18 protein-coding genes are annotated in these 13,125 nt (G+C 69.0%); 1 reads left to right on the top strand and 17 read right to left on the bottom strand.

Going from position 1 to position 13,125, the window contains the following annotated elements; translation table 11 throughout:
- Nucleotides 1–8: 8 nt before the first annotated feature.
- The 6 genes from pheS to infC are packed head-to-tail and all read right to left on the bottom strand — an operon-like array spanning nucleotide 9 to nucleotide 4,000.
- Nucleotides 9–1,028, bottom strand: a complete 1,020-nt coding sequence (pheS, locus tag VHC63_15635) for a phenylalanine--tRNA ligase subunit alpha (protein HVV38042.1) — start codon at nucleotides 1,026–1,028, stop codon at nucleotides 9–11.
- Nucleotides 1,021–2,013 (bottom strand): ATP-binding protein, encoded by a 993-nt coding sequence (locus VHC63_15630; protein HVV38041.1) that lies wholly within the window; start codon nucleotides 2,011–2,013, stop codon nucleotides 1,021–1,023. Before VHC63_15630 ends, pheS begins: the two co-directional genes overlap by 8 nt.
- Nucleotides 2,013–2,768 carry an RNA methyltransferase gene (locus VHC63_15625; protein ID HVV38040.1) on the bottom strand — a complete coding sequence of 252 codons (756 nt, stop codon included), beginning with the start codon at nucleotides 2,766–2,768 and terminating at the stop codon, nucleotides 2,013–2,015. Before VHC63_15625 ends, VHC63_15630 begins: the two co-directional genes overlap by 1 nt.
- Nucleotides 2,769–2,797: 29 nt before the next feature.
- The gene (gene rplT / locus VHC63_15620) at nucleotides 2,798–3,169 is read right to left on the bottom strand and encodes a 50S ribosomal protein L20 (GenBank protein ID HVV38039.1); all 372 of its coding nucleotides are present in this window, start codon (nucleotides 3,167–3,169) and stop codon (nucleotides 2,798–2,800) included.
- 28 nt (nucleotides 3,170–3,197) lie between these two features.
- A complete protein-coding gene (gene rpmI / locus VHC63_15615) occupies nucleotides 3,198–3,392 on the bottom strand; it encodes a 50S ribosomal protein L35 (GenBank protein ID HVV38038.1) in 195 nt (64 codons plus the stop codon).
- 5 nt (nucleotides 3,393–3,397) lie between these two features.
- Nucleotides 3,398–4,000 (bottom strand): translation initiation factor IF-3, encoded by a 603-nt coding sequence (infC, locus tag VHC63_15610; GenBank protein ID HVV38037.1) that lies wholly within the window; start codon nucleotides 3,998–4,000, stop codon nucleotides 3,398–3,400.
- Between the two features lie 197 nt (nucleotides 4,001–4,197).
- On the opposite strand from infC, the gene VHC63_15605 reads away from it, so the two are divergent.
- Complete coding sequence (locus VHC63_15605) at nucleotides 4,198–4,581, top strand: hypothetical protein (protein ID HVV38036.1); 384 nt, start codon at nucleotides 4,198–4,200, stop codon at nucleotides 4,579–4,581.
- Here the strand turns inward: VHC63_15605 and VHC63_15600 are convergent.
- From VHC63_15600 to def, 11 genes are read right to left on the bottom strand one after another with little or no spacing between them, the layout of a single operon-like run.
- Complete coding sequence (locus VHC63_15600) at nucleotides 4,571–4,786, bottom strand: cold shock domain-containing protein (GenBank protein HVV38035.1); 216 nt, start codon at nucleotides 4,784–4,786, stop codon at nucleotides 4,571–4,573. The two genes, VHC63_15605 and VHC63_15600, sit on opposite strands and share 11 nt — an antisense overlap.
- Nucleotides 4,783–5,658 carry an ATP phosphoribosyltransferase gene (gene hisG, locus VHC63_15595; protein ID HVV38034.1) on the bottom strand — a complete coding sequence of 292 codons (876 nt, stop codon included), beginning with the start codon at nucleotides 5,656–5,658 and terminating at the stop codon, nucleotides 4,783–4,785. Before hisG ends, VHC63_15600 begins: the two co-directional genes overlap by 4 nt.
- A gap of 1 nt (nucleotide 5,659) precedes the next feature.
- Entirely contained in the window at nucleotides 5,660–6,136 is a 477-nt protein-coding gene (gene ribH / locus VHC63_15590; protein HVV38033.1) for a 6,7-dimethyl-8-ribityllumazine synthase, read from the bottom strand.
- The gene (locus VHC63_15585; GenBank protein ID HVV38032.1) at nucleotides 6,136–7,383 is read right to left on the bottom strand and encodes a bifunctional 3,4-dihydroxy-2-butanone-4-phosphate synthase/GTP cyclohydrolase II; all 1,248 of its coding nucleotides are present in this window, start codon (nucleotides 7,381–7,383) and stop codon (nucleotides 6,136–6,138) included. The genes ribH and VHC63_15585 overlap by 1 nt, the downstream gene beginning before the upstream one ends.
- A 37-nt stretch (nucleotides 7,384–7,420) precedes the next feature.
- Nucleotides 7,421–7,981 carry a riboflavin synthase gene (locus VHC63_15580; GenBank protein HVV38031.1) on the bottom strand — a complete coding sequence of 187 codons (561 nt, stop codon included), beginning with the start codon at nucleotides 7,979–7,981 and terminating at the stop codon, nucleotides 7,421–7,423.
- A complete protein-coding gene (gene ribD, locus VHC63_15575; protein ID HVV38030.1) occupies nucleotides 7,982–8,899 on the bottom strand; it encodes a bifunctional diaminohydroxyphosphoribosylaminopyrimidine deaminase/5-amino-6-(5-phosphoribosylamino)uracil reductase RibD in 918 nt (305 codons plus the stop codon). It lies immediately after the preceding gene.
- Between the two features lie 16 nt (nucleotides 8,900–8,915).
- Complete coding sequence (locus tag VHC63_15570) at nucleotides 8,916–9,983, bottom strand: hypothetical protein (GenBank protein ID HVV38029.1); 1,068 nt, start codon at nucleotides 9,981–9,983, stop codon at nucleotides 8,916–8,918.
- 10 nt (nucleotides 9,984–9,993) lie between these two features.
- Nucleotides 9,994–10,653, bottom strand: coding sequence for a ribulose-phosphate 3-epimerase (gene rpe / locus VHC63_15565; GenBank protein ID HVV38028.1), 660 nt, complete (start codon nucleotides 10,651–10,653; stop codon nucleotides 9,994–9,996).
- Between the two features lie 12 nt (nucleotides 10,654–10,665).
- Nucleotides 10,666–11,799 (bottom strand): transcription antitermination factor NusB, encoded by a 1,134-nt coding sequence (locus tag VHC63_15560; protein HVV38027.1) that lies wholly within the window; start codon nucleotides 11,797–11,799, stop codon nucleotides 10,666–10,668.
- Nucleotides 11,796–12,599 (bottom strand): methionyl-tRNA formyltransferase, encoded by an 804-nt coding sequence (locus tag VHC63_15555; GenBank protein HVV38026.1) that lies wholly within the window; start codon nucleotides 12,597–12,599, stop codon nucleotides 11,796–11,798. The genes VHC63_15560 and VHC63_15555 overlap by 4 nt, the downstream gene beginning before the upstream one ends.
- 8 nt (nucleotides 12,600–12,607) lie before the next feature.
- Nucleotides 12,608–13,102 (bottom strand): peptide deformylase, encoded by a 495-nt coding sequence (gene def / locus VHC63_15550; GenBank protein HVV38025.1) that lies wholly within the window; start codon nucleotides 13,100–13,102, stop codon nucleotides 12,608–12,610.
- Nucleotides 13,103–13,125 lie beyond the last annotated feature (23 nt).

The raw sequence follows: 13,125 nt of genomic DNA, 5'->3' as shown, positions 1-13,125 counted from the left end.
GAGTACTCCTAGAACTGGCGAATAAATCGCAGGTCGTTGTCGGCCATGACGCGCATGTCCGGAATGGTGTGGAACACCTGGGCGCAGCGGTCGATGCCGAAACCGAAGGCGAAGCCCGACCATTCCTCGGGGTCGAGGCCGACGGCGCGCAACACGTTGGGATGCACCATGCCGCAGCCGCCGAGTTCGATCCATCCCGTCTGCGAGCAGGTGCGACAGCCGGCGCCGCGGCAGATGGCACACGTCACTTCGAACTCGGCCGACGGCTCGGTGAAGGGGAAGTAGGCGGGGCGCAGCCGCGCCTGGATGTCGGGGCCGAAGTACGACTTGGTGAACGCGTCGATCGTGCCGGCGAGGTTGCCGAAGGTGATGCCTTTGTCGACAACGAGGCCCTCGATTTGGCTGAACGCCGGCGTGTGCCGGGCGTCGGGTGTGTCCTTGCGATAGACGCGGCCCGGGCACACCGCGTAGATCGGCGGCTGCTTCGCCAGCATCGTGCGGGCCTGCACCGGTGACGTGTGGGTGCGCAGCAGCGTCGACTCGGGGGCGCCGAAGTCGAGATACAGCGTGTCCTGGTTCGCCCGCGCCGGATGCGCCGGCGGGATGTTGAGCGCCTGGAAGTTGTGCCAGTCCGTCTCGACGAGCGGCCCCTCCTCGACCGTGAAGCCCATGGCGACGAACACGTCCTCGAGGCGCTGCTGGGTCTGCGTGATCAGGTGCATTCGGCCGCGTGGCCGCGGGTCGCGATGCTCGGTCAGGTCGATGCGGTCGGCTTCGAGTTGCTTGCTGCGTTCGTCGGCCGAGCGCTCGAGGAGCGCCTCGTCGACGGCGAGCAGAACTCGCTCGGTCTGCGCGTTGATAGCGGCGCCGGCGCGGGCCCGGTCTTCGGGCGCGACGTTGCGCAGCTCCTTCTTCGCCAGGGTCAAGAAACCTGTCTTGCCGAGCGCCTCGTTCTTGGCGGCGTTGATTTCCTCCACCGACGTGGCGCGCCGAATGCGGTCGAGCAGCTCTTCGAGTTGGTCAGCCATCGTCGGTTCCGTGGATGTCTTCGAATGCGTTGGTCGGCAAAGTAAAGCGGAAGGTGCTCCCCTTCCCCAACGCCGACGACGCCGTGAGGTGCCCGCCGTGCGCTTCGACGAGCCCACGGCTGATCCAGAGACCGAGCCCCGAGCCCGTCGGCCGGCCCTCGTTGCGGCGGAAGAACTTGGTGAAGACCTTCGGCAGGGCGTCGTGCGGAATGCCCTCGCCGACGTCGGTGACCGACACGACGACTTCGTCGCGCGCCGCGTCGAGGTCGGCCGTGAGCGCGATGCCGCGGGGCGACGCGTACTTGCAGGCGTTCTCGACGAGGTTGGTGATGACCTGCTCGAGCTTGTCGGGATCGGCGTACACGTTGGGGACGTCGTCGGCGAAGTGAATCGTCACGTCGAGGTCGGCGTACTCCATCCCGACCTTGTCGACGATCGCCTTGGTCAACGCGCTCAGGTCGACCATCTCACGGCGCAGCACGAGCCGGCCCGTCTCGAGGCGCGAGATGTCGAGTAGTTCGGTGATGAGCCGCGTGACGCGGTCGGCGTCGTGGTGGACCTGCTCGAGCATCATCTTCTTCTGGTCGTCGGCCAGGCGGTCCCAGCGGTTGAGCAGCAGGCTGGTGTAGCCCTTGACCGACGTGAGGGGCGAGCGCAGCTCGTGGCTCACCGTCGACACGATCTCGATGCCGGCGGTCGACTTGTCCGACCGGAACGACAGGATCATGCCTTCGTCGTCCACGCGGCCGGTAACACGGGCCAGCGAACGCTCACCGTCGCCGACGTTGAGTTCGACTTCCTGTTCGGTGAGGACGCCGTCGTCGCCGGTCGCCAACTCGACGCCATCGGCGAACACCACCCGCACCGGTTGACCGACGAGGGCGTCCTTGGTCTGGCCCAGCATGCCGGCGAGCGTCGCGTTGACGTCGACGATCGTCATGCCGCTGTCCGCGACGAGAACGCCGTCAGCGAGGCGGTCGATCATCACGCGACGGCCGCCCGCGCCTGTCGCGCCGCCTCGAAGCACAGCACCGCGGTTGCCACCCCAACATTCAAGCTTTCCGTGGACCCCGGCATCGGAATGGTGATGGCGGCGTCGATTCCCGGAAGCGTGGCCGGCAGCCCGTGGGCCTCGTTGCCGACGACGAACGCGACCGGACCGGTGAGGTCCACCGTTGCGTAGTCGTCGCCGCCGGTCGCCACCGCGGCCAAACGGCGCCGTCCGGCGGCGCCGAGCGACGACAAGGCCTCGTTCACGGACACTGACGTTACGACGGGAAGACGGAACAGCGCGCCCGCTGTCGCTCGGACGGTCTTCGGGTTGTACAACTCGACGCAGCCGTCACACAGCACCACGCCGCGTGCACCGGCCGCCGCCGCCGATCGGATCAGCGTTCCGGCGTTCCCCGGGTCGCGCACGTCGACGGCCACCACGACGACACCGTCGTCAGCCAAGGCGTCGATCGGCGTGTCGAGGGCGGCCAACACGGCGCAGACGGGCTGCGGCGTGACGGCGTCGGCGACGGCTTCGATCACACCGTCGGCCAGTGCGTGCACCGCGGCACCGGCCGCGGCGGCGTCGCGCACAAGCGCCGGATCAGCGCCGGGCGCGTAGAACAGCGATTCGGGCACGCGCCCACTGGCAAGGGCCTCGCGCACCAACGTGGCGCCCTCGGCCACGAAGACCCCGTCGGCCTGGCGAGCGCTGCGCTTGTGCAGTAAGCGGCGCAGACGCTGCACCTTGGCGTTGCGAACGCCGAGACCTTGGGTCAGCTGGCGGCCTCGGTGCTCGCCGCGTTGCGCGCCACCTCGACGAGGGCGGCGAACGCCGCCGGCTCGGTGACGGCGAGGTCGGCGAGGACCTTGCGGTCGACTTCGACTCCGGCGTTCTTCAGACCGTTGATGAAGCGGCTGTAGCTCAGACCGTGCTGGCGCGTACCGGCGTTGATGCGCTGGATCCACAGCTTGCGGAAGTCACCCTTGCGGGCGCGCCGGTCGCGGAAGGCGTAGTTGCCGGCGTGCATGACGGCTTCGTTGGCCGACTTGAAGCTGCGGCTCTTGTTGCCGAAATACCCCTGTGCCTGCTCGAGGATGACGCGGCGATGCTTCTTGCCGTGGACGGCGCGCTTGACCCTGGCCATTGCAGTTCTCCTGTTGGTTGGTCGGGGGCTAGAGCCCGAGCTGACGACGGATGCGCGGCGCGTCGGCCGCGGAGACCTCCGTGGCGCGGTTCAGGCGCCGCCGGCGATCCGGGGACTTCTTCTCGAGGATGTGGTTCATGCCCTGCGAGCGGCGGCGCAGCTTGCCCGACCCGGTGACCTTGAACCGGGCGGCAGCGCCCTTGTGCGTCTTCATCTTCGGCATGTCAATTACTCCTCGTTGCTGGCAGCGGGGACTTCAGGTGCTTCTTCATCGGAGTGTGAGGGGGCCTTGGCGGCCGCCTGCGCCTTCTTGTCCGGGGCGAGGACCATGATCATGTTGCGGCCGTCGAGTTTGGGACTCGACTCGACCTTCCCAACCGCGGCCACAGCATTGGCCACGTTGTCGAGAATCTTGCGACCGAGTTCCGGGTGGGTGATCTCCCGGGCGCGGAACATGATCGAGATCTTGACTTTGTGCCCTTCGGACAGGAATCCCGCCACCTTGCGAGTCTTGGTGTCGAAGTCGCCCGCCGCGATTTTCGGGCGGTACTTCATCTCCTTCAGGCCGACGTTGGTCGACTTGCGACGAGATTCCCGCGCCTTTTGCGCGGCTTCGAACTTGAACTTGCCGTAGTCCATGATCCGGCACACCGGCGGGCTCGCGTTGGCGGCGACTTCGACGAGGTCGAGGTCCATGTCTCGGGCAATCTGGAGCGCTTCGGGAAGCGGCTTGATGCCGAGCTGGCCCCCTTCAGGGTCGACGAGGCGGACTTCGCGAGCTCGGATGCGATCGTTGATCCTGGGCTCGTTGTTGGCGGGCGGTGGGGCGATGGCCTCACTCTCCTTGTGTGGTCGGGTGTGTTGCGCCCGTGGACGCGAAGAACGCGGGCGTTGGAAAGCAACGCCCGCGTCAGCGGTTGTTCGACCTGGCTGCCTCGAATTGCTGCGGCGGACAGGTGGGGCGCTGCGTTCTCTCGAACCCGTGACCCGCTTTCCTCTTCAGTTGGACCGCCTAGGGTAGCCGAATTGTGAGCACTTTGTGGACTCCGGACGGCGAGAAGCCCGTCGAACGTGCGCCCGAGGAGCTGACCGAGGAGGAACTGGCCGAGCGGCTCGAGGCGTTGCGGGAGCAACTCGCGCAGACACCCGTCGCCGACATCGTAACGCAGTCGGCCTACCAGTTCTTCGAAGTGGGGGCGCTGCACCTTTCGGTCATCCCGCCCCAACTCGACGAGGCCAAGCTCGCCATCGACGCGTTAGGCCTGCTCGTCGAGGGCCTCGGCGACCGCCTCGGCCCGAATGCCGCCACCCTCCGCGACGGGCTCACCAACATCCGCCTGGCCTTCGTCGAGGTGAGCAAGGCCGTGGCCACCGCGCAAGCCGAAGCCGCCGGCGACACCGCTAGCGAATAGCGGTCGCTTCGAGGCGGCCGCGGTGGCCCGCCACGATGGTGAAGGTGACGTGTTTGCCGACGTCGATGTCGCGGGTGCCGTCGGCGATGGCGGTGCAGTGGAACGGGTAGAGGTCCCCGTCGGGCGTGACGATCTCGCCGAGACCGCGGTCCTTTTCGAACGACGCCACTGTGCCCTCGGCGTCGCCGAAGCTGGCCGTCCTCAATGGACGATCTTGGACAGCGGCAGCTCGATGATGTCGGTGGCGCCTGCGTCCTTGAGCGACGGGATGAGCGTGTTGATCACGTTCTTGGGCACGACGGTCTCGACGGCGTAGGCGTCGTCGCCGAACAGTTTGCTCACCGTCGGGGACTTCATCGAGGGCAGCTTGGCGATGACGGCGTCGAGCTGGGCGGCGGCGACGTTGAGCTTCACCAGCACCTTGCCCCGAGCTTCCAGCGTCCCCTGCAGCAGCGTGAGGATCTGGTCCATGGCGTGCGCCTTCTCGGGATCGGCGTACGCCTCCTTGTTCGCCATCAACTCGGTGTGGCTCACCAGCAGCTCGTCGACGATGCGCAGGCCGGCGGCCCGCAGCGCCGAGCCGGTCTCGGTCAGTTCGACGACGGCGTCGACGATGTCGGGCACCTTGGCCTCGGTGGCGCCGTGGCTGTGCTGCACCGCCGCGTGCACGCCCTTGGCCGACAGGAAACGCTGCGTCAGGCCGACGTACTCGGTGGCGACCCGAACGCCCGACGGCAGATCCTTGGCCGACTGCCACGGCGAGTCGTTGGCGACGCACAGCACGATGCGCACCGGCCGGTTGCTGACCTTCGAGTAGTTCAACTCGCCGAGGCTGACGACGTCCGACGCCGTCTCTTCGATCCAGTCGCGCCCGGCGATGCCGAGGTCGAAGAGGCCGTCGGCGACGTAGCGCGGGATCTCCTGGGGCCGCAGGATGCGCACCTCGGAGATGCGCGGGTCGTCGATCGACGCCTTGTAGTTCACCGCTGAATCGCGGCTGATGGCGAGGTCGGCGTCGGCGAACAGCTCGAAGGTCATCTTCTCGAGCGAGCCCTTGGGTACGACGAGGCGCAGCATTTCAGTCCTTGATGGTGGCGAGGGTGTGCAGCATTTCAACCGCCGTGTCTACCGCTTCGCCACCCTTATTCATGCGGTCGACCGCGGCCCGCTCGACGGCCTGCTCGTGGTTCTCCGTCGTGAGCACACCGAACACCACCGGCTTGCCCGAGTCGAGCTGCACTCGTTGGAGGCCCGACGCGCATTCCCCCGCCACGAAGTCGTAGTGGCCGGTGTCGCCGCGGATGACACAACCCAGCGCCACGACGGCGTCGCAGCCCGCCGCTAGGAGATGCTGCGCGGCGAGCGGCAGCTCGAAGGCGCCGGGCACCCAGATGACCGTCGCGGCGTCGTCGCCAACTCCGGCGGCACGCAGCGCGCCCTGCGCTCCGGCGAGCAGTTGCGTTGTGATGTCCTCGTTGAAGCGGGCGACGGCGACGCCGATGCGCGTGCCTTCGGGCGCGACCAGGCCTTCGAGGGTTCCCTTGCCCTGCGCCACTACAGGTCAGCGCCGGGGTCGACGTCGTCCATGTGCTCGTCGAGGCCCTCGATCATGTGGCCCATGCGCTCGACCTTGGTGCGCAGGTAGGTGATGTTGTGCCGGTTGGGCGCGATCTCGAGCGGCACGCGCTCGACGATCTCGAGGCCGTAGCCCTCGAGGCCGCCGCGCTTGGACGGGTTGTTGGTCATCAACCGCATCGTGGTGATGCCGAGGTCGACGAGGATCTGCGCACCGATGCCGTACTCGCGACTGTCGATCGGCAGGCCAAGGTCGAGGTTGGCGTCGACGGTGTCGCGGCCCTGGTCTTGCAGGGCGTAGGCCTGGAGCTTGTGCATCAGGCCGACGCCGCGACCTTCGTGGCCGCGCAGGTACACGACCACGCCCAGGCCCTCTTCGCCGATGCGGCGCAGCGCGGCTTCGAGTTGCGGGCCGCAGTCGCAGCGCTGCGAGCCGAACACGTCGCCGGTGAGGCACTCGGAGTGCACGCGGACCAAGACGTTGTCGGCGCCCTGCGGTGCGCCGGCGACGAAGGCGAGGTGCTCCTCGCCGTCGACCAGGCTCTTGTAGGCGTAACACGTGAACTCGCCGAACTGCGTCGGGATGCGCGCCTCGGCGATCCGAGTGACGAGCTTCTCGCTCTGGCGCCGGTGGCGCACGAGGTCGGCGATCGAGATGAGCAGCAGGCCGTGCTCGTCGCAGAATTTCTCGAGTTCGGGCAGGCGCGCCATGTCGCTCTTGTCCTCGCTCACGATCTCGCACAGGATCCCGGCGGGGTAGACGCCCGCCATGCGGCACAGGTCGATGGTGGCCTCGGTGTGGCCGGCCCGCACGAGGGTGCCGCCCTCGCGGTAGCGCAGCGGAAAGATGTGGCCGGGACGGGCGAGGTCTTCGGGGCGCGTGTCCTCGTTGATGAGCGCCCGCACGGTGGCGGCGCGATCGGACGAGCTGATTCCCGTCGTCGTGCCGTGGCGGTAGTCGACCGACACCGTGAAGGCCGTGCGGTTCTGCTCGGTGTTGACCGAAACCATGAGCGGCAGGTTCAGCTCGTCGCAGCGCTCGCCCAGCAGCGGCATGCAGATGACGCCCGACGTGTGGCTGAGGAAGAACGCAATCGACTCCGGCGTGGCGAATTCGGCCGCCATGATGAGGTCACCCTCGTTCTCACGGTCCTCGTCGTCGACCACGACGACGATCTCGCCGCGGGCGATGGCCGCTACGGCCTTTTCAATACTTGCGAACGGCATCGGTCCGTACCCCTCGGAATGTTAGGTACGCCTAAGACTACTTCTGGAGCAGCCGCTCCACATACTTGGCCAGCACGTCGACCTCCAGGTTGACCCGGTCGCCCACCTGCCGGGCACCCATGGTGGTGACTTGGAGCGTGTGCGGGATGAGGGCGACGGTGAAGCCGGCGTCGTCGACGGAGACGATCGTGAGGCTGATGCCGTCGATGGTGATCGACCCCTTCCCGACCATGTACTTGAGCAGCGACGGCTCGCACGCCACGGACAGATCCGGCGGCGCACGGCGGATCGTGCCGACGCCGTCGACGTGGCCCTGCACGATGTGGCCGCCGAGGCGGTCCTCGACCCGCACCGGGCGCTCGAAGTTGACCGGGTCGCCGACCGCCAGCGTGTCGAAGGTGCTGCGGGCGAGCGATTCGTCTACCACGTCGACGGCGAACCAGTCGTCGCCGTACGCGGTGACGGTCAGGCACACGCCGTTGCAGGCGATCGAGTCGCCCAGCTTGACGCCGTCGACGACGACCTTGGCGTTGAACTCGAACTTGCCGCCGTCACGGGCGCGCACCGAACCGAGTTCTTCGACGATGCCGGTGAACACCTAGGCCTGCTTTCGCACGAGCGTCACGCGTACATCGTTGCCGATCGGCGTCACGTCGACGACATCGAGCCCCCACGTGGGCAGGTCGTCGCCCGGTGCGGCGTTGGCGACGTAGAAGACGTATTCGTCGACGAGGCCGGCGTCGTGGAAAGCGCGTGCGGTGTGCTCGCCACCCTCCACGAGGAGCGACGTGATGCCGCGCGCCGCCAGCTCGCGCAGAACGTCGTGCGGATCGCCGGTCACCTCGACGCAGGGCTGCACGGCGGCGTCGGCCGGGGCGTGACCGAGCACGACGCGCACCGGATCGGGACCGGGCGCATCGCGGGTCGTCAGGCGCGGGTTGTCGACCCGCACCGTGTTGGCGCCCACGAGAATTGCGTCGTTCTCGGCGCGCAGGCGATGCCCGTCGGCACGCGCCTCGGGACCAGTGATCCACTGGCCCGTGTCCGGGACGGTGCGGCCGGCGGGGGTCATCGCCAGCTTCAGCGTGACGAACGGGCGACCGAGACGGCGATGCGTGAGATAGGCCCGCAGATCCTGGCCCACCTCGTCGGCGCCCACGCCGACCACGACGTCGATGCCAACGGCGCGCATCCGGGCGATCCCCTGGCCGGCGACCTGCGGATCGGGGTCTTCGAGGGCCACGACGACGCGGGTCACGTCCGCCCGGATCAGGGCGTCGGCGCAGGGACCCGTGCGACCGATGTGCGCACAGGGTTCGAGCGTCACCCAGACGGTGGCGCCCGCGGCGGCCTCGCCGGCGGCGTCGAGCGCCACGATCTCGGCGTGCCGGGCACCGGGCGGCTCCGTCGCGCCTTCGAAGATGCGCCCGTCGGGCGCGGCGATCACGCAGCCGACGCCGGGGTTCGGCGACGCGGTGCGCCGCACCGCGCGGCCGAGTTGGGCGGCGCGGGCCATGCGCGCCGCGTCGTCGTTACCCGCTGACGGAACTGTTCGAGCCGCCTTGGTTCACGTTGTTGCTCGATCCGAGTTGCGGGATGCGCCCGAGGCGCACCCCGTTCATCGTCACGCCGTTGTAGGCCATGAACTCCCACAGCACCGATCCCGACGAGGTGAAGGCGCGGATGTGCGGACCACCCCACGATGCGGGCGCGGTGATGATGTGGCCTAGGTCGCCACCCTGCGCCGTGCTCAGCAGCACGTTGACGCCGCCGTGGTACGCGGTGCTGTAGGCCATGAATTCGCTCTTGACCGCACCGTTGGTGGAGAACAGCCTGACGTGGGGCCCGCCGCCGGGCCCGGCACCGGTGACCACGGCGCGGGCGCCGTCGATGTCGCCGGCGCTGACCCGTACGCCGCCGGTGAAGCCGGGGGCGTACGCCATCCACTGTGCACTCGCCACCGGCGCGCCGCTCCCGAGGTCCCAGATGATGACGTGGGGACCACCACCGGCACCGGGCGCGGTGACGACATCGGCGCGGCCCGAGCCCACCACGTCGGCGACCGAAACGCTCACGCCGCCGTGGAAGTTCGGGTCGTAGGCGTACCAGCCGTACTTGGCTGTAGCCGTGTGTGCCGCGGTGTTCCAGTCCCACACGATCACGTGGGGGCCACCGCCCGCATCCGCGGCGGTGACGATCTCGTCGACGGTGTCGCCGTCGACGTCGCCCACACCGACGTTCACGCCGCCGGCGAAACCACCGTAAGGCGAGAACGACCCCATGAAAACGCCGGTCTGCGAGTACACGGCGACCTGTGAGGCCACGCCGGCGCCAGTACCGAGTACGACGTCAGGCTGTAGGTCGCCGTCGACGTCGCCTGCCGCCACGCGGGCCCCGGTCGATGCACCGCCGAAGCCGTAGAAGCCGTTGGTGCGGTTGCCGCCGGCGTCGTACAGCTCGACGTCGGCCGGGGAACGGTCGCCCGTCCCCGTGATGAACTCGGGCCGGCCGGCGGCCGCGCCCGCCGAAGTGGGGAAACCGCCGAAAGCGGCGGCACCGAGGCCGAGGGCGGCAAGGAGGACCGGCAGGCGTCTGCGCATGCGCGAGACCCTACCCATGCGCTGTGGCTGCGAGCCGCAGTTCCGCCACAGCCGCCGCCGGATCGGCGTGGCGGAACACCGCCGTGCCGGCGACGAAATTCGTGGCGCCGGCGGCGAACGCGTCGCCGATAGTCGACGTGTCGATCCCTCCGTCGATCTGGATCACGGTCGCCAAGCCCCGGTCGTCGATGTCGGCGCGGGCGGCGCGCACCGTGTCGAGAGCGCCGCGGATGAACGATTGACCGCCGAAGCCCGGGAAGACGCTCATGCACAGGAGCAGGTCGATGTCGGCCAGGAACGGCTTGACCATGTCGTAGGTACCGTCGGGGTTTACGGCGAGGCCGACGCCGAGGCCGACGTCGCGCATGGCGGCGATGAGTGCGGCGGTGTCGCCGATCTCGACGTGGACCGTGCAGCTCGTGGCCCCCGCCTTGGCGAAGGCTTCGAAGTAGTCGCCGGGGTTGGTCATCATCAGGTGACAGTCGAGGGGCAGGCGCGTCACCTTCCGCAGCGACGCCACGACGGGCGGCCCGATCGTGAGGTTGGGCACGAAGTGGCCGTCCATAACGTCGACGTGCAGCGAGTCCGCCGCGTTTTCCACTTTCGCGACGGCGTCGCCCAGGTGGGCGAAGTCGGCGGCCAGGATCGACGGCGCAATGTGCACACTCATGCCGGCCCCAAGTTATGTGCGCCGCAGGCGGGCGATGAACATGCCGTCGGTGCCGGCGACTTGGGGCAGCAACAGCGCGCCGTGACCGTGGGCGCGCCACGGGCCACCAGGTGCGGGCATCGGAGTGAAGCCGTGCAGTTCGCGCGCCGCCCAGCCGGCGACGTCGGATGTCTCCTCGGACGTGATGGTGCACACCGAGTAGATCAACAGACCGCCAGGCGCGACCAGATCCGCCGCGGAGCGCAGCAGGACACGACTCTGCTCGGCCAGGGCGGTCACGACGCTCGGCTGCACCCGCCAGCGCGCATCGGGACGGCGGTGCAGGACACCGAGCCCCGAACACGGCGCGTCGACCAGCACGCGGTCGAAGGCGGCGGCCCGCAGCGGCGGAGCGGCGCCGTCGGCCACGACCGGCGCGACCTGGCCCGACGTCCCGGTTCGCGTGGCGTTCGCCTGTACCAGCCCGGCGCGATGCGGTCGCACGTCGCAGGCGACGACGATGCCGTCGCCGATGACGTGGGCGACGGCGGTCGCCTTGCCGCCGGGCGCGGCGCACACGTCGGCGATCACGTGGCCGAGCGACGCGTCGACGAGCCCCGCCACCCATCCCGACGCCGGATCCTGGATGTAGCCGTCCTCGCGTTCGTGGGGCCTCGGCGCCACGTTCATGGCTTCGAGGGCGCCGAGGGCGTCAGCGTCACCGAGATCGGAACGCAGGCGCTCGACGATCCAGTCCGGATACGACAGGCGCACGCCGAGGTCGTCGGCAATCACAGGTTGGTTCTCGGCGACGCGCCGGAGCACGGCGTTCACGAATCCCTGCGCCCGCTTGGGAACCACGGCCACCGTCGCGCTCACCGCGGCGTGCGGCGGGACGTCGGTGTAGTGCAGCTGGTAGGTGCCGAGGCGCAGCGCGGCGCGCGCCGCCGGGTCGGGGGCGCGCTGCAGATGCGGGTCGATGGAGGCGTCGAGGGCGCGGCGCATGCGCGTCGTGCCGTAGACGAGTTCGGTGACGAAACGGCGGTCGCGCGGCGACAGCTGCGAGCGCTCGAGCATCGCCGGCACGACGATGTTGGCGTAGGCGTCGCCTTCGTCGATACGCACGAGCGCCTCGGCGGCGAGACGGCGGGCGTCGGTGCCGCTCAAGAGCCCAGTTGCAGGCCGCTGCCGGCGCCGCGCACCCAGTCGGCGTAGCTCATGCGCCCCTTGCCCTCGGGTTGCACTTCGACGGGTTCGAAGGCGCCGGACTCGTCGACGCGGGCGCGCCACACGATGAGCCGCTTGCCCGCCGCCGTCGTCCACGCGCGACCGAGGCGCGTTACGCGCACCAACTCGTCGGCGGGACGCGCCAGGTCGAGGTGCAAATCATCGGGTGAGATCTTGTCGGCGTACGTCGCCTCCCCCTCTTGCGGCGTGGCCCCGGTAAGTCCCGTGTCCAGCGTTTGCACCAGCAGGCGGGCGCCGTGATCGGCGAGACGGGCCGTGAGCTCGTCCGCAGTGATGTCGTCGTCGACGGCGAGGCGCTCGCTGGCGAACACGTCACCGGTGTCGAGGCCGACGTCGACGCGCATGATGCACACACCCGTCTCGCGATCGCCGGCGAGGATGGCTCGCTCGACAGGCGCGGCGCCGCGCCATCGGGGCAGGAGCGAGAAGTGCACGTTGATCATCGGCAACGCCTCGAGCACGTGCGGCTTGATGATCTTGCCGAAGGCGACGACGACGCCCAACTCGGCGCCGACGCCGAGGGCGTCGTCGACGACGTGGGTCGTCGGGATAGCGTGTTCGATCGCGGCCGCCTTGACCGGCGTCGGGATGAGGTCGCCGCCGCGCCCCCGCCGGCGGTCGGGCTGGGTGACGACGAGGGCGACGTCGTGACCCGCGGCAATCAGCGCTTCGAGTGACGGGACCGCCGCGGGCGGCGATCCGAGAAAGACGATCCGCATGCTGCTCGCTACGCGGTGGCGCGCTGCCGCAACTCCCGGAGGGCCGCCTTGCGAGTTTCCTTGTCGAGGTGCTCGATGAGGAGGGTGCCGTTGAGATGGTCGAGTTCGTGCTGGAAGGCGCGGGCGAGAATCTCGTCGGCCTCGATCGACACCTCGTTGCCGTCGACGTCGTAACCCGTCAGGTGGACGACCTTGGGCCGCGTGATCGGGAAGTAGAGCCCGGGCAGCGAGAGGCAGCCCTCGTCGAAGGTCCACTCACCGTCGAATTCCGACAGCGTCGGGTTGATGATGACCCGCGGGCCCTGGTCGTCGTAGAGGTCGTACACGAAGATGCGCTTCTGCACGCCGACCTGCGGCGCGGCGAGGCCGAGGCCGTGCACCTCGTACATCGACTCGATCATGGCGTCGGTCAGCGCCTTGACCGCACCGTCGATGTTGTCGACGGGCGCGGCGACCTGCTTCAGAACAGGGTCGCCGTACAGGCGGATGGCATACGCGGACACGTCTCGAGGATACAAGGGACGTT

The sequence above is a fragment of the Acidimicrobiales bacterium genome (assembly GCA_035546775.1).
Classification (GTDB): Bacteria; Actinomycetota; Acidimicrobiia; order Acidimicrobiales; family JACCXE01; genus JACCXE01.
This window is presented reverse-complemented; position numbering and strand designations above follow the sequence as displayed.